An 18,629-nucleotide genomic window follows, 5' to 3' on the forward strand; every position below is an offset into this window, starting at 1 on the left:
CGCGTCATGAATCGGTTCCGGGTGTTCGGCGGCGAGAGTGCGCGCGACCGCGTGCTGGAGCACGTCGCGCAGATCGAAGCGAATCGCGTCGCCATCGAGAGCTTGCGCGAACTGATCGACTCGAAAATCAATACGCTGCGCTTCGAGGTCACGACCGGGCTCGCGAGTCTCAAGGAACTCAAGCGCCACGACCTCGACGGCATGGCAGAGCATTCCCGCGTGCTGTACGTCGAAATCAATCGACGGCTCGGCGAGCTTGAGAAAAGCATCGAACGGCTGGATCAGGCAAACCGGGATTACGTGCTGCGCGAAGTGTACGAGAAGGATGAGGAACGGCTCTACATGGAGCGGCGCGACGCATCGAAGGCCAAGGAAAGCGGCCAGCGCGCGATGCTCATCGCCGCACTGTCTGCGCTCGTGTCGATCTTTAACACCATCATCGCGTTCTATCTGCGCATGCACTGAGGGGCAGCAATGGACAATTTCACGCGCGCGTTTCTGCTCGTCGTCGGCATCGAGGCGGGGCTCTCGATGGATCCCGAAGATCCGGGCAACTGGACGGGCGGCACACAGGGCGTCGGCGTGCTTAAGGGCACAAAGTACGGCATCAGCGCGAAGGCGTACCCGAATCTGGACATCGCCAATCTGACGCTCGATGACGCCGAAGCGATCTATCGCCGGGACTACTGGGGTGCGGTCAGCGGCGATGCGCTTCCGTGGGTGTTCGCGCTGCTCACGTTTGATTGCGCAGTGAATCAGGGCCAACCGACCGCACGTGTCACTTTACAGCAGGCGCTCGGGGTTGCCGTCGATGGGAATATTGGACCCGTCACGCTCGCAGCCGCCCGGAAAGCGACGACATGGCACGCAGCGCGCCTCATGACGCTGCGCATGCGTCGTTACATGACGCTGCCGGGCTGGGCGCACGACGGCGATGGCTGGATGAACCGCTGTTTTCTGATCTGTCTGAATCAGTCGCAGACGCCGCAGGGGTGACCCATGCCACTATCCAACGCGCTCGGCGTGCTCGCGAGCATCGCGCCCACCATCGCGACCGCGCTGGGCACGCCGATACTCGGCGGCGCTGTCGCTGCGCTCGAATCGGTGTTTGGGCTCACGCCGGGCAAGTCAAGCATGCAGGAGCGGCAGGACGCGCTCGCAGCAGCGATCAGCGGCGCGACGCCCGAGCAGCTTGCAGCGGTTCGCAAAGCGGATCAGGACTACGCGGCGCGCATGGCGGAAGCAGGTTTCAAGAGCAAGGAAGCGCTCGCCGCGCTCGCCGTGCAGGAGCAGACGCTGTACGTGCAGGACACGGCCAACGCGCGCGAGGCGAACGCGCGCAACGATAAGGTGTTCTGGCTCGGCGTCGTGATTCTCGCGACGTTCGCGCTCGTCATGTTTGCGTCACTGTGGGGCGCATATGCGCTGCTGACGGGGCGCGTCGTCGTCGAGAATGCTGCGCTGGTCGGCATGGTGGCGGGCTTCGTGGGGACGGTCATCGGCTACGTGAGCGCGAATGCGCAGCAGGTGGTCGGTTTTTTCTATGGCAGCAGCAAGGGCAGCGAAGCGAAGACCGACGCGATGGCGGCGGCCTTCACACAAACGTTCGGTGTGGCACAGAGCCCGCCCGAACACTAATTGCCTTTCGGAAAGAATTGCATATCATTCCCTGAGCAGGAGGTTTTTACACATAGCATTCGGGGAAAAGGAATGAACGTTTGCCCAGATTGTGCGACCTTGCTCGGACAGTCGGCCGAGCATCAGCCCCACGCGCACTTACATTTGAGCGGCTCTGGTGTGTTTGGCACGCCGTCCCGTCCCGTCGCTCACTATCTCCAGTACCGGTGCGAAACATGCGGCGCGTGGTTGCATCGCAATACGCTGACCGCCTCGCCGCCCGAACGGTGGACATTGGCGCCGGGAACCGTCGCTGAGAACCTGATGGATACTATATAAAAAAGACGCGCCACGGTCGGGCGCGTCGTAAACACATGCGCGACACGATGGGGTCATGTCACGCTCAACTCACTCAGGGCGCGCCGAACGGAAGCCAAAGCGCGTCCCAGCTACGATTCTACCATTGCGTGGTATGACAAAATGATTGACGAGTTCTGTGCGGAACCGCTCAAATTCCGGCAGTCGGCGAACGCTTTGCGCGCCGCTTACCCTGGATGGATATATCCGGGTTTCCGACGGGACTTTATCAGAGCGATTCGGCCACTTATGGCGGGAAGGTGGCTAAGCACTCGCATGCGCTCGTGACAAGTATCCGACCGTGCAAGCCAATCCGCGCAGCTAGGTGCATTGGGTGCGAGCGACCGGAGAAGATGACACGTGCGCCCGCGTGATTCATTCCAAGATGCAGCCGCTGACTCTCTTCTCGCACGTGGAGCGCGACGATGGCGAATTACTGCGCCTACTGCCCGGGACGAAAGCTGTTTCTATGTTCGCAAAGCCAGTAGTAGCAAGCGGATTCGTGAGACGCGAAGTCATCACCGCGCTCGTGCAACTTGTTACGCCAATGCATAACGTCGCTAACGGAGGGATGTGACCCGCCGGGATTCCAGAGCGTTGCCATCAGATATTTGTCGACCTCTGCGGGTGTCCCGCGATCGATAACGATCGGAATGGACTGGTCGTCGTTCAGCATGCTTGAAAAATTTCGTGGCCGGTCCACGAATTCTGACGGTTCCCCGGTTAGTTTTCAATCTCGAAGAGCACGCACGCAATGGCGCAGTGTCGTATGGGTGTTTTCGACCGCGATGTCCTCTTCCTGCGCATGCTGTTTGTGCGGACCTTGGCGTTAAAAAAAGCCGGCCGCCCTCGCAGGCGCCCGGCCCGTAAGGCTCTGACGGTCTGCACGGGCTCCGTCAGAGCGTCGCCATGCGCTGTGCCAATGCATACCGGATGGCTACCTCCGCCCGTTATCAATGCCGCGAGGCAATGGACCCGTGGCGCAGTAGTGATGCGAAGCGATGCGGTCGAAGACGCGCTCGACTGCGGCGGCACGGAACGCGGGCTCCGACAACGCCGAAAAGAAACAAAAGGGCGTCGTTCTGATAAGTGACGGGTATCCTTCGATTTGTTCCTCGGAATTCACGGGGAACCGCTCGCATGCATTGTGAACAAGCATAGCGCGATATTCGCAGAGACCACGACGCTCGCCCGCATGTCCGTTTCTCAGGACGGACCTTTTTCCTGTCTGTCGATCATGGCGATGATCTGTCGGCGATGGATGAAATAGCTATCCAAGACGCTCAGCATCACCGATATGAGGTTCTCGCATTCATCCGCGTTGAAGCCAGCACCGTTGCGGTGGGCAGCGATCTCTTCGAGCCGGGCGATGCGCCCCTGGCATTCGGCTATGTGACGATCTACGAGGGCGAGACAGCGCCGGTGGCTGTGCACAGAAGACATGAAGCGGCTCCTTGAGAGCTGGAATTGCTCCGCTTCTGCCGCCAATGGCTTGAAGGATGGAGTAGTGGTTGCATTAATAGAGAGCGGGACGGTGAGTTCATTATGCTCCCGGAAAGTGCGGCGCGCGTTTTACTTTCGTGTGGTAGCGGGAGGCCAGCCACGAATCGCAGTCGTTCATGAGCAAGGAGAGCGCAACGCCAAATCGGTGGATGCGTTGTTACGCGCGATATGTACTTGTCTTAGATGACCACGACGCAGCGCTACAGCGAGCCGGGGTTGACACGACGGGCTTGCTGCATTGTCCGATCAGAAAGCGTGATGACGACGAGGACGCTGGATGTCAGTCAAATCATCGAGTAAGTTGGTCTGCGCCGCACGATGATCGACCAGAGACCGGGAAGGAGAAACGACTGATGCGGCCGTCCGGCGCGTTTTCGACCGTGCAATCCTCGTTCTGCGCGTGCTGTCTGCGAGGCGCGACCGGCGCTAACAAAAAGGCCAGGCGTCCTGATAAGCGCCCGGCCTGTCGAACTGCTCTGAACGTCATCTGACGACCGCTCAGAGCGTGCTGCCATGCTTTCCGTTAACAGCATCCCCCGTGCCACATGATCGACAAAGGAGGCCGGGCATAGCCGGAGTATGTGCTGCCCGGCCCGGCTTAATTGCGTTGCCCGATTCCACAATCAGCAACGCCGATCATGCACAAGCGAATGAGCATGCGTCATGCCTGATATGCAGAACGACTAATCAGCGCTAGAGTTTACTTCGGTGCCTTCTGGATGCACGGCGCGCGGACCGTCACCGCGTGGGCTCGTCGTTAAGGGGACAAGGATGAACGCGACCGATCTACTCGTGGAGTTGCTGAATCTCGACGCCGAAATCAAGCACGCGCGGCAATTCCTCGCCGCTCCCAAAAGCATGCGCCCCTGGCGGGACAAAGCAGACGTGCAGCGCGAACTCGCATGGCTGGAGCAGCGTCGCGAGCAGATCGCGCAAGCGCTCGCGAGCGTGCCGCAGGCCGTGCGCCCGACGCCGCACACGCGCAGCGCCGGCGACTTTCGGGTCTTATCTTCAGATGATTGCGCACCGGGCGAACCGTGCGATCCAGCGCATGAAAACGTTGTTTTCCTGCACGGTTACAATTTTTTTTCGGGGCTGCACAAAACTGCACCAAAATACGAGCCAACTCATTGATTTTCAATGGAGTTTAACGCTCGACAGATGCGTATTCCACGGCGACAGACTCGCGCCGCACGTGATCCACAGACCATGCGCGCCCGACGTATCGACGTTCGAATAGCTGACAAGCGTGAGCTTACCCGTCGCCGGATCCTGATCGAGCGTGAGCACGGCGATGGGCGACGGCAGCTTGCCGTACATGTCGCCCGCCGTCGTCTGTGTCTGGTCGCGCGTCGTGTATTCGAACTGCACGACGGCGAACACCGGGTTGCCCTTGACGCCTTTCACGGTCGGCTTGTCGAGGCGGATCAGCGAGGTGCCGTCGGGGCAATCGGAGAAGAACTGACGCTCCTTGCCCGCCACCGAGCGGTCGATGATCGGCTGGTTGTTGATATCGAAATAGCCGCCCGCGACGATCGTGCCGCCCGCCGTGTTGGGCACCAAGTCCCCCGTGATGAAGAACGGCTGATACGCGAGCTTGTACGTGCGGCTGCTGCCGTCGCTGAACCGCGCGGTCAGCGTCGAGCCGACCGTGGTCGTCGCCATTGCGGCAGGGTCGGCCAGCGACGGCGCAGCCATGCCGCCGAACGACGCCGCCGTGAAGACAGCCGTCGACGCCGCGGGTGTGGTGCCGGCCACGCGATCATTACCGCTGCCGCAGGCCGAGAGCAGCGATGCAGCGGCCGCGCTGCCGAGCGGCAGCATGGGGGCGCCGGCAAGGATCTTGAGGGCCTTGCGGCGTGAGATGTCGAGAGGCTGCGCCATGTTCTTGTGATCCATTGTTGGGGATGGGTTGGTTGACTCAACAACCAGTCCACGCCTGGATCGGGCAGTCCACGGCGCGCCGGTATGACGCGCTACTTTAGAAAATGATTATGAAATATGTTTGACAGCTTTTAGTAATACCCGAAAAGTGCCGGCAGCCGTCATACCCGGCCGGCAACGGGAATCAGCGCGCCCGTCATGCACTGCGCCTCTTTCGACAACAGGAACGCGATCACGGCGGCAATCTGTTCCGGCGTCACCCAGCGCGTGAAATCGGCGTCTGGCATGTCCGCGCGATTCTGCGGCGTGTCGATGATGCTGGGCAGGATCGCGTTGACGGTCGCGCCCTTGTCCTTGAGTTCTTCGGCGAGTGCTTCCGTGAGACGCATCACGCCCGCCTTCGACGCGGCATATGCGCCCATTCCCATGCCTGCCTTCAGGCCCGCCATCGCGCCGACGTTGACGATCCGTCCGCCCGCCGTTCGCGTCAGATGCCAGAGCACAGCCTTCGACGCGTTCAGCGTCGTCTTCACGTTCACATCGAACATGCGCTCCCAGGTATCGGCGCTGCCGTCGGCGATCGACTCCCAGCTGAAGGCGCCTGCAACATTGACGAGCGCATTCAGACCGCCGAGCTGGCTGGCAATCGAATCCACCGCGCGTTGCGCCGCGTCGCGTTCCGCGAGATCGATGCCGCTCACGACACACGCGTGATCGAGCGACGCGGGCAGATGCGCCGGCGGCTTGCCTCGGCCGATCAACGCGACCTTCGCGCCGCGCTCCGCGAGTGCTTGCGCCGTCACGAGACCGAGATTGCCAAAGGCGCCTGTAATCGCGACGATCGTTCCGTCCAACCTGTTCATGAGGTACGCGCTCCCAACGCTGGTCTGGATTCATCGGACACGCGCGCCGTCGCGCAAGCAGGTGAGGCAGACGACGCGCACGGGGAACAGTGTTGTCGGAAGGCGCGCTCGCGTCAATCGCCGCGGCGCACGTCAGCGCTTTGCCTTCGACATGCGATCCCATTCCGGCAAGCATGTAGGCACTCCTTTTAGTCGACGCGAGATCGCAAGGCGCCCGCAGCACAGGACGCGAGGCAAAGTCCGCCCGGCCCGCACGAAAAAAACGGACGATCGGATAAAGAGGCGCGACGCGAGGGCAAGTGTCATCGAAGCACATTGCAGCATAGTGAGTCTCGAGACGGCATCGAGCACCGTGAATGAACTGTTGCAGCAAGCGCGTTCAACAACGTCAGGCAGCAAGGTCTTGTGAAGTCAGGGTGTCCAGCCAGATCCATCGCCGGGTTCAGACGCGACGCATCGCGCCACTCGCGAGGGGAATCCGCATCCGTTGCGTAACAGGAGGCCTTGTAATGCACCACCAGCCGGACTTGCAACGACGCTCCATGAGTGGCGATTCACACGCTCGACTGCTCGCACGCTTGCACAGCGATCCGCTGATGCGCGAAAGCCTTGCGCTGCTGCCGCCCGTGCTGCTGTTCACGCTGCTCCATGTTCATACGCATGTCGGATGGGATGTGTGCTTCGCGGCTGCGCGTCAATTGAACAGCGACCACGGCCGACATATGCGCGAACTCAGTACGGCGCTCTCGCTGCTGAAGTCGCTGCGCGGCGCGCGAATACTCGATCCGCTTGTATGGCACGCCGCGCTGCGTCGCCTGATCCACGCGATCGCACGCGCGCTTCATGGGCTGTTGTACGCGACGCCCCTGCAAACGTCCCGGCACATGAGCCTTGGGCGCATAACGACATGCGGCCCGCGCGGAGTGCGAACGCGCAGCCGTGCGCTGCAGGCGCTGCACGATAGCCACGTTTTGCTGGACTTCGCGCGCTACTGGCTCGCAGCCAGAGCTTCCGCGCCCGTCACGTGGCTGTGACGCTTGCGCCAGGCAGCAGGCGGTTGACCGAATTCGCGTCGGAACGCGCGATGAAACGCCGACTCCGATTCGTAGCCCACCTCCTCGGCAATCGCCGCAATCGCCTTGCTGCTGTACGACAGTTCCTGCGCCGCGACGATCAGACGCCAGCGCGCGAGATATTGCATCGGCGGCTGTCCTAGCAGGTCGGTAAAGCGCTGCGCGAAAGCGGAGCGCGACAGGCCGACCTTGCGCGCCAACTCGTCGACGGTCCAGCCATAAGCGGGCTGTGCATGCAGTATCGACAGCGCGCGGCCCACGAAGCGATCCTTCACGCCGGCCAGCCAATTCTTGCGATCGTCGGGCAACTCGTCGATGCAGCGCCGCACAGCCCACACGAACAGCAGTTCCGACAAACGCGAGAGCACGATTGCGCTGCCTGCGCGCCGTTGAGCCGCTTCTTCGGCGGCATAGCGCAACGAGGCCTCGATCCACGCCGACTGCGGATCGTTGCGCACATTCACCTTGAAGAGCCGCGGCAGCGAACCGAGCACGGGATTGGAAAGTGCGTCGTCGCATGCAAGAAAGCCGCACAGAATCCGCGTCGGCGCACCGCCTCCACCGTGCGAGAGATTCAGCACTTCGCCTGGCATGGTCGCCAGTTGCGATTCGAGCAGCGGGCCAGCGGGCACGGGCGGAATATTGACCGCGCTGCCCATGATGTGCGCCTCGCCCTGCGGCACGACGAGCAGTTCGCCTGCGCTCACGCGGATGGCAGGGTCGGTCGAGTCCGGCAGCCGCGCCCAGCAGCTTCCTTCCGTGATCAGATGATAGGAGACGATGCGGTCCGACCTCGGCAGATACGCCGTGCACAACGCCTGATCGGCGTGACCGATCAGGCTCCAGGGCGCTGTCAGTTCGGCGTGGAGATAGACCGCGCCGCCCAGGCGCACGACGCGCAGCACGTCGGAGACCGCATCCATGAAGCACCATCCTTCTTCGGCATGTTGCTAAAAGACGGCACACGTATCGTCTTTTGCAAGTTCACCGAAAGGATACTCTCGCTGCGCGCGGGCGTCGCGCGGACTGCACACAGCACGCTCCTTGAAGCGCTTCATGCAGTCCTTGCCAATGGCCGCAAGCCCCGCTGCTTCACCACAGCTTCGTCATTCGAAGCGTTGACGCAGCAGCTTCTTGTCGATCTTGCCCACGCTCGTTTTCGGAATCGCAGCGACGAAGATCACGCGTTCCACCTCGGGCACTGCATAACGGCTGATCCGTTTCGCGGCGGCATGGCCCAGCAGATGCGCGCGCACATCGTGTGCATCGAGGCTCGCGTGCGGGCGCAATACGATTAGCGCCTTCGGACGTTCGCCCCAGCGTTCGTCCTGCACGCCGATCACTGCGCTTTCCTCGACGGCGTGCAGTTCGTTGATGAGCGCTTCGATCTCGATCGACGACACCCATTCGCCGCCCGTCTTGATCACGTCCTTGATGCGATCCACGATCTGCACATAACCATCCGGCGTCATCACGGCAACGTCCTGTGTATGCAGATAGCCGCCCGCCCACAGCGCCTCGGATGCTTCAGGCTGGTTGTGATAGCCGGGCGTCAGATACGGGGAACGCAGCACGATCTCGCCCTGCGCGCGGCCGTCGCGCGGCACGTCGTTCATCTGCGCATCGACGACGCGCAATTCGACCATCGGCACAGGCCGCCCCGTCATGCAACGCCTGCGCACGGATTCGTCCATACCGGCACTGTCTATGTCGGGCGCGAACTGCGACAATGCCGCAACGGGCCCCGTCTCCGACATGCCGTAGCCCGCGAACACATCGATGCCCTGTTCGAGCGCCGCGCGGCACAATGTCGGCGACAGCGCCGAGCCGCCGATGATCATCGTCCAGCCAGACAGGTCGTGTGCGTCACGCGCGGCCGCGTCGAGCAGCATTTGCAGAATGGTCGGCACGCAATGCGAGAAGGTGACGCGCTCGGTTTTCTTCAGATGCAGCAGCGCGTCCGGCTGATAGCGTCCCGGCAGCACGATCTTCAGTCCGAGCATCACGGCGATATACGGCATACCCCACGCGAGCACATGGAACATCGGCGTGATCGGCATGTAGACGTCGTCGCGATGCAGCCGCTGGCCCGAGCGCGGTGCACAAAGTGTCGTCGCGGTGGCGAGCGTATGCAGCACGATCTGTCGATGGCTGTAGCACACGCCCTTCGGATCGCCCGTCGTGCCCGTCGTGTAGAAGATCGCGGCGCGCGTGTTCTCGTCGAAGTCCTCGAAGACGAAGTCGTCCGGCATCGCCGACACGAGTTGTTCATACTCGCCAGCAATGGTCAGCGAAGTGCACGGCAGCGGCGCGTCGTCGCTCGCGACGATCACCTCGCGCAGGTGCTTCAGTTCGCCGCGAATCGATTCGATGACGGGCAGAAACTCGCTGTTGACGATCAGCACGTCGGCGCGCGCGTCGTTAAGCGTGTACGCGATCTGCTGCGCGGAAATGCGCACGTTCACGGTGAAGATCGTCGCGCCCATCATCGGGATCGCGAAGTAGCTTTCCAGATAGCGATGCGTGTCCCAGTCCATGACCGCGACCGTCGAACCCGCCCGCACGCCGCGCGATGCGAGTGCGTTGGCGAGCTGGCCGACGCGTCGGCGGAAATCCGCGAACGTGTAGCGCAGGTCGCCGCGATAGGTGATCTCCTGACCGGCAGAAACGCTCAGCGAATTGACGAGCAATTGCTTGACGAGCAGCGGATAGGCGTAGGCGGAGGTGGCGGTGGTCATCAGGTGGTCGGGCGTCTCGGTTACTCGCACGAATGGCTCCCGTTGGTGGAAGTCGGCGCCGCCCGGATGAGCGGCACAATGAAAGCGAGAGTACGAAACATGCACGAACCCTGCCCCCCCAGGTGTGAGGGGGAGGGTTCTGGAGAATAGAGCCCGTGCCGATGCGGTGCTGATGCGTTGATGTCAGGCGCTGCGGCACTGCACCGCATCGCCGGCGAAAAGAAGACTACTGCGCCCCTTCCAGCAACCCCAGCACGAGCGCGCGCCGCACCGCATGCTTGCGCGAGCTCGCATCGAGCTTGCCGAACAGATTCTTCAGATGCCACTTGACGGTCTCTTCGCCGACCGACATCGCAAGCGCAATCTCCTTGTTCGACAGGCTGCGTCCGAGCAGTTCGAGTATCTCGCGCTCCTTCGGCGTCAGGACGACGCTCGGCACCGCGCGCGGGGCACCCGCTGCAGCGCGTGCCGGCACAGGAACGAGCCGCGGCGCGGGCATCGCGTGAACGGGCTGGCCAGCGTCGGCCTCTTCTTCACTGACGCGCCGCATCCAGTCAGCAATCGCAGGATGCGCGTCGGCCAGCGTGCGCGTCAGACTGAACGTGCTGGCCAGGTTCATCGCCTCGAGCAGCACTGGCCGGCCTTGCGCGCTCGTCTGCTCCAACGCGAAAGCGCGTAGCACCATGATCTCGATACGGTCCCGGCCGAGCTTCATCGCGTTCGCATGTTCAAGCGCGACGGCGAGCGTATCGAGGGATTGCGACCAGCGTCGTGCAGCGATCGCCGCGTATCCGTGCGACAAGGCCTGAAGCATCGCCACATGCCTGCGCCACAGCGGCCCGCGACGCTCCGCCTCCTGCGCGACGATTTCGTCGATGCGTCCGGCCAGCGCCTCGCACGTTTGTGCGCGATAGCGTGCAGCGTGTATGCGCACCTGCTCCGCGAGGCTCGCGACACACAGACGCGGCATGCGGCGCGCGACGCCCATCGCGTGCATGGCCTCCAGCAGATCGAGCGCGCGATGCTCGACGCCCTGCAGGGCCGAGATCTGCGCCGCCGTGCGATACGCGAGCATCATCATCTCGGGCGTGCCGCCGCGCTCCAGCACGTCGAGCCGGTTCGCCAGCAAGGCCGCCGCCTGCTCGACGCGATCGGTTTCGTAGCACAGCGCCGCGCACATCGCCGCGAACATGCAGGTCAACGGATGCCGCCGGCCAAGGTCCGCTTCGGCGCTGGCGAGCGCGGGCATCAGCACGGATTCCGCCAGACTCAATTGCCCTTCGAGCAGATAGCTGAAGCCGATCATGTGATCGCCCCAGCGGATCACATAGCCTGTGCCCGCGCCGTTCTCGTGACGCGGCGCGAGTTGCTGCTGGAAACGCCGCGCCTGGGCCGGCTCGCCCTGAAGAATCGCAAGCGCCGAAAGACGGTTCGCCTGAATCTGGGCGAGCCACGATCCCGCAGGCGGCACGGCATCGAGCCACGGTTCGAACAGCGTCACGAAACGGTCGATTTCATCGGCGTAATACGCCGCCGCGCTCAGGATCAACGCGCATTCGTAGCGCAGCTCAGTTGCGGCTCCGGGATCGGCCAGCACCCGTTCAACCTGACGTTCGGCCTCGTCATGACGCTCGCCGAGCGCCAGCACCCACGCGGCGGCAAGACGCAGACGCGGCCTGCGCTCCAGTTCGTCCTCGGGCAGCAATTCGAGCCAGTCCCGCACCGCGGACAGGCTGCCCTTCTTCACGGCGTCGTACAGGCATCGTTCGGCAAGATCGTAAGCGACCTGGTGCTGCCCTGCCGCATGCGCGTGGCGCGCCGCCTCGTCGAGCATGCCGTGCGCGGCGAGCCATGCCGACGCGCGCCCGTGCAGGTCCGCGCGTTCGGCGTCTGGCAAGGCGGCGAGCCGTCCCCGCAACACGTCTCGCACCAGCACGTGAAGCCGGCACCATGCGCTGTCTTCGCTCGCGATGAAGACGGGCGTGTCGCGCACCAGCCGCGCGAGGCGCTCGGGCGCGCCGACGTCGCCCGTCAACGCCTCGCACAGTTGCGGATGCAGCCGGTCGGCGACGCTGATACGCGTCAGGAATGCATCGTCGTCAGGCGACAGCTTCGAGATCAGCACGACGACAAGGTGTTCGCGCAGGCCGCCATGATCCGCCGACAGCGCCTGCGCCGCACGGCGCGGATCTTCGGCGCGCGCCATCGCCGCCAACGCCAGCTGCAGGCCGAGCGGCCAGCCATCGGACAGCTCGAAAAGCCGCGCGCACACGTCCGCCTCGACACGCGCGCCGAAGCGCTCGCCAATCAGCGCAATCGCCTCGTCAAGCCGGAAACGCAGCAGGTCCGGACCGATCAATTCGCCCGCACCGTAGGCGAGCAGATCACCCGCCACGTCGTCGAGACCGCGCCGGGCCGACACCGCCACGCGCAGGTTTTGCGGCGCGTTGTGCAGCAGATAGGCGAGCGCCGCCAGCCCTGAGGCAGGCAGCCGGTCGGCTTCGTCGACGATCAGCACGACTTCGAGCGAAAGCTGGGCGACTTCGGCGAGCCACGCGGTGATGCCTTCGAGTTCGCGCGACGGCGCCGCCGGGCTGTTCAGCACGAGCCGCCCGAAGGTCGGACGCGCGCAGCCGGTGCGCACCGCGTGCACGAGCCCGAGCAGAAAGCGCTGAGCGTCGTCGCGCTCGTCGACGGACAGCCATGCGACAGCGACGCCGCGTGCCAGATGCTCGCGCCGCCACTGCGCAAGCAACGACGTCTTGCCGTAGCCCGCGGGCGCCTGAACGAGCGCAACCCGCAGATTGCGCAGACGCGGCTGGTCGACGCCCAGACGCGCGCGCGTCAACAGATGCTGCGGCGCACGCGGCGCGATCGTCTTCAGAACCAGCTCGGTGTCGGCGTCGCCGTTGGGGGTCGTTGCCATTGGGGCATTATCGGTCGGGATACGAGACAGCTTACGCGAGCGCCGCGCTAGCGCAAAGCCGGGGAGTCCCCGCCTGGGGCCGCGCACCGCCCCCCCTCGCGGCGAGTGGGGTTTCGATGCCCCTCCTTCACTACGATAGCCTTCAATAGATATTGCGAGCGAGGCCAATCATGCAGTTCGAGTCGATGGCGGGCAATGCCCGTCTGCTTCGCCGCCCCCTTCAAGCAAGCTAGTGGACGCCATGTATCGTCATTTTTTCGTCCCCGTAGGCGGCACCGACGCGGCAATCGAAGCCGTCGGGCACGCGCTCGAATTCGCGAGGTCGATCGGCGCGCGCGTCACTTTTTTCGACGCGTGCTGTGAAGCGTCCACCGAAAATCGCGCAGCGGAACGGCTCGCCAAAGCCGAAGCGGCGGCTCGTGCGCAAGGCGTGCCGTGCGCCTGCGCGCCCCGCGCCGTGGCGCATGCAAGCGGTTTCGCGCTCGAGGTCATCGTCGAGCTGGCGCGCGCCCAGGGTTGCGACCTTTTGTGCGCGTCGGCCGATGCGCCGTGGTTCATGCGCCAGCGCGATGCCGGCGACGCGTTCGCATCCTGTGGCATGCCCGTACTGGTGTGCACTGCACAACGGAATCGAGCGGCCGATCTGGTGATCGGCAAGCTGCTCGGCCAGCACCGCGCGGCGGGTGCGCAGCTCCACGGGCTGCTTTGCGACATGCACGCGGCCGTGTCGCGCGGCGAGCCGTCCTGCGCAGTCGCAATGGATCGCATCGTCGCTGCTCTGCACAACCTGCAGTCGTTGCGCGACCGGCCGGGAAAGGACGCGTGCGTATTCGCGCGGCTGCGCGAACGCACCTCCGCGTTCGACGCCGAACTCGATGAGCTCGAACACCAGCATCGGCACGAAGCACGCCTGCTCGACGCGCTGATGGAAGGCGCCCGCGCAGCGGCGAGAGGCGAGCTTCCGCCCGTGTGCTTCGAACAACAGTTGCAGACCTGCGCCCAGTTCATCTGGGAGCACATGGGACGCGAGGAAGGCGTCATCCTGCCCGCCGCGCGCCGCTATCTGAGCGATGCGGACTGGCAGGAAATCGGTGCGGCACTCGCGGCCGCGCCATTCACGAACCTTGAACACACCATTGGCGAGCTTCGCAGCTCGCGAGCATGACAGGAGACAAGCATGCCAAATGCAGTCCGCTTTTATGAAACCGGCTCGCCGGAAGTCCTTCGCTGGGAACATGTCGAGCGCGCCGAACCCGGTCCGGGCGAAGTGCGCGTGCGCCACGCGGCCGTCGGCCTGAACTTCGCCGACATCTATTTCCGCACCGGCCTCTATCCGGCGAAGCTGCCGTCGGGCATCGGCATGGAAGGCGCGGGTGTGGTCGAAGCTGTCGGCGAAAACGTGACGGATTTCAAGCCGGGCGATCGCGTCACCTACACGGGAAGCCCGCTCGGCGCCTACGCATCGGAGCGCGTGCTGCCCGCCGCGTGCCTGATTCACCTGCCCGACGAGATTCCGTTCGAAACGGCAGCGGCCATGACGATGCGCGGCCTGACGTCGGCGTATCTGATGCGGCGCATCTATCAGTGGAAACGCGGCGACACGTTCCTGCTGCACGCGGCAGCGGGTGGCGTCGGTCTGATCGTGAGCCAATGGGCGAAGCTGCTCGGACTCAACGTGATCGGCACGGTATCGACGGAAGAAAAGGCCGAGATCGCGCGCGCTCACGGTTGCGATCACATCATCTACTACCGGCGTGAGGACGTCGCGAAACGCGTGCGCGAACTCACGGACGGCGTCGGCGTGCCTGTCGTGATCGACAGCGTCGGCAAGGACACGCTGACGGCTTCGCTCGATTCGCTGAAGCGGCGCGGACTGCTGGTGGGCGTCGGCACGTCGTCTGGCGCGTTTCCGCCGATCGACGCGATGCAACTCGCGATCAAGGGCTCGCTGTTCTTCACGCGCCCCGCGCTCGCCGACTACATCGCCGATCCGGCAGAGAAGGCGGAACTCGCGGGCGAACTGTTCGGACACGTCGCCGCCGGCCGTATCAAGATCGAGATCAACCAGCGCTACGAGTTGAACGACGCCGTGCAGGCACATCGCGATCTCGAAGCGGGCAAGACGACCGGTTCGTCGATTTTCGTTGTTCAGGGAGAGTGACATGCGCATCGAACAGCTGACCTGTTCCATCGGTGCCGAACTGACGGGCGTCGATCTCGCCGACGCCGTGCATGACGACGGCCTGTTTGCCGAGATCCGCGCTGCGCTGCTGAAGCATCGCGTGCTGTTCCTGCGCGATCAGGAAATCACGCGCGCCCAGCATGTCGCGTTTGCGCGGCGATTTGGCGAACTCGAAGATCACCCCATCGCGGGCAGCGATCCCGAGCATCCCGGCCTCGTGCGCATCTACAAGACGCCCGACCAGCCGAACGACCGCTATGAAAACGCATGGCACACCGACGCCACGTGGCGCGCCGCGCCGCCTTTCGGCTGCGTGCTGCGCTGCGTGGAATGCCCGCCCGTCGGCGGCGACACGATGTGGGCGAACATGGTGCTCGCTTACGAGAACCTGCCCGAGCACGTCAAGACGCAGATCGCCGATCTGCGCGCACGCCACAGTATCGAAGCGAGCTTCGGCGCCGCGATGCCGATCGAAAAGCGCCACGCGCTGAAAGCGCAGTATCCGGATGCCGAGCACCCTGTGGTCCGCACGCATCCGGAAACCGGGGAGAAAGTGCTGTTCGTCAACGCATTCACGACGCACTTCACCAACTACCACACGCCCGAGCGCGTGCGCTTCGGCCAGGACGCCAATCCCGGCGCGAGCATGCTGCTCAGCTATCTGGTGAGCCAGGCATATGTGCCCGAGTACCAGGTGCGCTGGCGCTGGCGGAAGAACAGCATCGCGATCTGGGACAACCGCAGCACGCAGCACTACGCCGTGATGGATTACCCCCCGTGTCACCGCAAGATGGAACGCGCGGGAATCATCGGCGACGTGCCGTTCTAAGCGCGTCACGCCGCACTCAATCGCCGTAGCCGAATTCTTTTCCGATAGCCCGTCGACGACGGGCGGCTCGAACACGCACAAATCTGGAGGACGACAATGCAATTTCTCGACGACTCGCTGCACCCGGAGCATCAGGACAAGGTGGTGATCACTGTTGCGCCGTACGGGCCCGAATGGATGCCGGAAGACTTCCCTGAAGACATTCCCGTGACGATGGAAGCACAGGTCCAGAAGGCCGTCGACTGCTACAACGCAGGCGCCACGGTGCTGCATCTGCACGTGCGCGAACTCGACGGCAAGGGCTCGAAGCGTCTGTCGAAGTTCAACGAACTGATCGCCGGCGTGCGCGCCGCCGTGCCCGACATGATCATCCAGGTGGGCGGGTCGATTTCGTTCGCACCGGAAAACGACGGCCAGGCTGCGAAGTGGCTCTCCGACGACACGCGTCACATGCTCGCCGAACTCGATCCGAAGCCGGATCAGGTCACCGTCGCGATCAACACGACGCAGATGAACATCATGGAGCTGCTGTATCCGGAATACCTCGCCGGCACCTCGCTCGCGAATCCGGCGTACCAGGCCGCGTACAGCGAGATGACGGTGCCCGCCGGTCCCGCCTGGGTCGAAGAGCATCTTCGCCGTCTGCAGGCATCGGGCATTCAGCCGCATTTCCAGCTGACGGGCATGCACGCGCTCGAGACGCTCGAACGGCTGGTGCGCAAGGGCGTCTACACGGGCCCGCTGAACCTGACGTGGATCGGCATCGGCGGCGGCTTCGACGGTCCGAACCCGTTCAACTTCTTCAACTTCATTCATCGCGCGCCGAACGGCTGCACGCTGACGGCCGAATCGCTGCTGAAGAACGTGCTGCCGTTCAACACGATGGCGCTGGCGATGGGTCTGCATCCGCGCTGCGGCATCGAAGACACGATCATCGATCAGCACGGCAACCGCATGACCTCGGTGCAGCAGATCGAGCAGACGGTGCGCATTGCGCGGGAACTGGGCCGTGAGATCGCGAGCGGCAAGGAAGCGCGCGAGATCTACCGGATCGGCGTGCAATACCGCGACGCGGACGAGACGCTCGCCGCTAACGGCATGGCGCCGAACCGCAAGCCGGGACAAAAGAATCTTCCGCTGGCCGCGTGACGCACGCAGTGCTGACCGAAGGCTGAGGAGACGCCGGATGCTGGCGTCAAACGAAACGGACCTATTCCGGGGCGGGGCCGGCGTCATCCGGCGTGCGGCTTGAAGAGACGGGCCCGCGCGCGTCGAGCGCGCGGAGCACGCAACGCCCGCAAACGGAGGAGACAATCTTGCATATCCATCATGTCGATCACGGCGCACACGGAAACTTTGCCGCGCGCACAGGCACGCGCGCGTATGCGTGGATCGTTTTCGCGCTGACCTTCGGATTGCTGCTGTCGGACTATATGTCGCGACAGGTGCTGAATGCCGTATTTCCGTTGCTCAAGACAACGTGGGGGCTTAGCGATACGCAGCTCGGCTCGCTAAGCGGCGTCGTCGCGCTGATGGTCGGCGCGCTGACCGTTCCGCTGTCCGTGCTGGCCGACCGCTGGGGCCGCGTGAAGAGCATCGTCGTGATGGCCGCGTTGTGGAGCGCGGCGACGCTCGGCTGCGCGATCGCCACGAGCTACGGCGAAATGCTCGTGGCCCGCGCGCTGGTCGGTGTCGGCGAGGCCGCGTATGGCAGCGTCGGTATCGCGCTGATCCTGAGCATCTTCCCCGCGCATCTGCGCTCGACGCTGACGGGCGCCTTCATGGCAGGCGGTGCGTTCGGCTCTGTGTTCGGCATGGCGCTGGGCGGCGTGGTGGCCGTGCATCTCGGCTGGCGCTGGTCGTTCGGCGCGATGGCGTGCTTCGGCATCGTGCTGGTGTTCGCGTACATGATGATCGTCACCGAGAAGCGCGTTGCATGCCGACGCAACGACATCGCCGTATCGCTTCGCGCGAATAAGGCGGAGCGCCCCAGTTTTCGCGCAACGCTGCGCGGGCTTTTCTCGACGGTTTCGGTGATATGCGCGTACGTCGGCAGCGCGTTGCAGCTTTTCATCATGGCATCTGTGCTGGCGTGGATGCCGAGCTTTCTGAACCGCTACTACGGCATGCCGACCGACAAGGCGGCCGTCACGGCAGCAGGATTCCTGCTGCTCGGCGGCGTCGGGATGATTGTGTGCGGCATCGTGACGGACAGAGTCAGCAAGGGACATCCCGAGCGCAAGTGGATGACGGCGATCGCCTATTGCGTGATGTCGCTCGTACTGCTGGGCATCGGCTTCCAGTTGCAGGCGGGCCCGCTGCAATTCGTGCTGCTTGGCGCCGGCATCTTCGTTGTGGCGGGCACATCCGGACCGGCCGGCGCAATGGTCGCCAATCTCACGCCGCCCTCGATCCATGCGCCCGCGTTCGCCACGCTGACGCTCGTGAACAACCTGCTAGGCATGGCGCCAGGGCCGCTCGTGACGGGTTATATCGCGGACCGCATCGGCCTGCCTGGCGCGTTGCAGCTCGTGCCGCTCGCCGCCGCGCTGGCGACCGTGATGTTCACGATCGGCATGCGCAATTACGGACGCGGCCTGCAACGCGTCGAACCGGCGCGTACCGCTCTCGCAACCGAATGAAACACGAAGGACTCA

Annotated in this window: 15 protein-coding genes and 1 pseudogene; 10 read left to right on the forward strand and 6 right to left on the reverse strand. The window is 64.0% G+C overall.

Features of this window, described 5'->3' with window-relative positions:
- Positions 1-6 precede the first annotated feature (6 nt).
- The 3 genes from BPHY_RS35535 to BPHY_RS35545 are packed head-to-tail and all read left to right on the forward strand — an operon-like array spanning position 7 to position 1,638.
- A complete protein-coding gene (locus BPHY_RS35535; RefSeq protein ID WP_012406319.1) occupies positions 7-465 on the forward strand; it encodes a hypothetical protein in 459 nt (152 codons plus the stop codon).
- A 9-nt stretch (positions 466-474) separates the two neighbouring features.
- A complete protein-coding gene (locus BPHY_RS35540; protein ID WP_012406320.1) occupies positions 475-996 on the forward strand; it encodes a glycoside hydrolase family 108 protein in 522 nt (173 codons plus the stop codon).
- Between the two features lie 3 nt (positions 997-999).
- Positions 1,000-1,638 carry a hypothetical protein gene (locus BPHY_RS35545; RefSeq protein ID WP_012406321.1) on the forward strand — a complete coding sequence of 213 codons (639 nt, stop codon included), beginning with the start codon at positions 1,000-1,002 and terminating at the stop codon, positions 1,636-1,638.
- Positions 1,639-3,180: 1,542 nt separating this feature from the next.
- On the opposite strand, the gene BPHY_RS35555 is transcribed toward BPHY_RS35545, so the two are convergent.
- Positions 3,181-3,417, reverse strand: a complete 237-nt coding sequence (locus BPHY_RS35555; protein ID WP_157686910.1) for a hypothetical protein — start codon at positions 3,415-3,417, stop codon at positions 3,181-3,183.
- Between the two features lie 831 nt (positions 3,418-4,248).
- On the opposite strand from BPHY_RS35555, the gene BPHY_RS35560 reads away from it, so the two are divergent.
- The gene (locus tag BPHY_RS35560) at positions 4,249-4,611 is read left to right on the forward strand and encodes a hypothetical protein (RefSeq protein ID WP_041765914.1); all 363 of its coding nucleotides are present in this window, start codon (positions 4,249-4,251) and stop codon (positions 4,609-4,611) included.
- An 18-nt stretch (positions 4,612-4,629) separates the two neighbouring features.
- Here the strand turns inward: BPHY_RS35560 and BPHY_RS35565 are convergent.
- Positions 4,630-5,361: pseudogene (locus BPHY_RS35565) on the reverse strand (alkaline phosphatase); the annotation flags it as partial.
- 161 nt (positions 5,362-5,522) lie between these two features.
- Positions 5,523-6,224, reverse strand: a complete 702-nt coding sequence (locus BPHY_RS35570) for an SDR family NAD(P)-dependent oxidoreductase (protein WP_012406326.1) — start codon at positions 6,222-6,224, stop codon at positions 5,523-5,525.
- A gap of 542 nt (positions 6,225-6,766) precedes the next feature.
- Here BPHY_RS35570 and BPHY_RS35575 point away from each other — a divergent pair.
- The gene (locus BPHY_RS35575) at positions 6,767-7,258 is read left to right on the forward strand and encodes a hypothetical protein (RefSeq protein ID WP_244257582.1); all 492 of its coding nucleotides are present in this window, start codon (positions 6,767-6,769) and stop codon (positions 7,256-7,258) included.
- On the opposite strand, the gene BPHY_RS35580 is transcribed toward BPHY_RS35575, so the two are convergent.
- From BPHY_RS35580 to BPHY_RS35590, 3 genes are all read right to left on the reverse strand, one after another.
- Positions 7,213-8,220, reverse strand: a complete 1,008-nt coding sequence (locus tag BPHY_RS35580) for an AraC family transcriptional regulator (RefSeq protein ID WP_012406328.1) — start codon at positions 8,218-8,220, stop codon at positions 7,213-7,215. The two genes, BPHY_RS35575 and BPHY_RS35580, sit on opposite strands and share 46 nt — an antisense overlap.
- A gap of 183 nt (positions 8,221-8,403) precedes the next feature.
- Positions 8,404-10,035: a fatty acid--CoA ligase gene (locus tag BPHY_RS35585; RefSeq protein WP_041765917.1), complete on the reverse strand. Its 1,632-nt coding sequence runs from the start codon at positions 10,033-10,035 to the stop codon at positions 8,404-8,406.
- Between the two features lie 226 nt (positions 10,036-10,261).
- Positions 10,262-12,961 carry a LuxR C-terminal-related transcriptional regulator gene (locus tag BPHY_RS35590; protein WP_041765919.1) on the reverse strand — a complete coding sequence of 900 codons (2,700 nt, stop codon included), beginning with the start codon at positions 12,959-12,961 and terminating at the stop codon, positions 10,262-10,264.
- 241 nt (positions 12,962-13,202) lie between these two features.
- Here BPHY_RS35590 and BPHY_RS35595 point away from each other — a divergent pair, with 241 nt between their 5' ends.
- The 5 genes from BPHY_RS35595 (at position 13,203) to BPHY_RS35615 (ending at position 18,614) form a co-directional block, all read left to right on the forward strand.
- Positions 13,203-14,126 carry a hemerythrin domain-containing protein gene (locus BPHY_RS35595; RefSeq protein WP_012406331.1) on the forward strand — a complete coding sequence of 308 codons (924 nt, stop codon included), beginning with the start codon at positions 13,203-13,205 and terminating at the stop codon, positions 14,124-14,126.
- A gap of 12 nt (positions 14,127-14,138) precedes the next feature.
- On the forward strand, positions 14,139-15,122 hold the full coding sequence (locus BPHY_RS35600) for a quinone oxidoreductase family protein (RefSeq protein ID WP_012406332.1): 984 nt from the start codon (positions 14,139-14,141) through the stop codon (positions 15,120-15,122).
- A 1-nt stretch (position 15,123) separates the two neighbouring features.
- The gene (locus tag BPHY_RS35605) at positions 15,124-15,972 is read left to right on the forward strand and encodes a TauD/TfdA dioxygenase family protein (RefSeq protein WP_012406333.1); all 849 of its coding nucleotides are present in this window, start codon (positions 15,124-15,126) and stop codon (positions 15,970-15,972) included.
- Positions 15,973-16,068: 96 nt separating this feature from the next.
- Positions 16,069-17,121 (forward strand): BKACE family enzyme, encoded by a 1,053-nt coding sequence (locus BPHY_RS35610; RefSeq protein WP_012406334.1) that lies wholly within the window; start codon positions 16,069-16,071, stop codon positions 17,119-17,121.
- 167 nt (positions 17,122-17,288) lie between these two features.
- Complete coding sequence (locus tag BPHY_RS35615) at positions 17,289-18,614, forward strand: MFS transporter (protein WP_012406335.1); 1,326 nt, start codon at positions 17,289-17,291, stop codon at positions 18,612-18,614.
- The last annotated feature ends 15 nt before the right edge of the window (positions 18,615-18,629 follow it).

The organism is Paraburkholderia phymatum STM815 (assembly GCF_000020045.1).
Classification (GTDB): Bacteria; Pseudomonadota; Gammaproteobacteria; order Burkholderiales; family Burkholderiaceae; genus Paraburkholderia; species Paraburkholderia phymatum.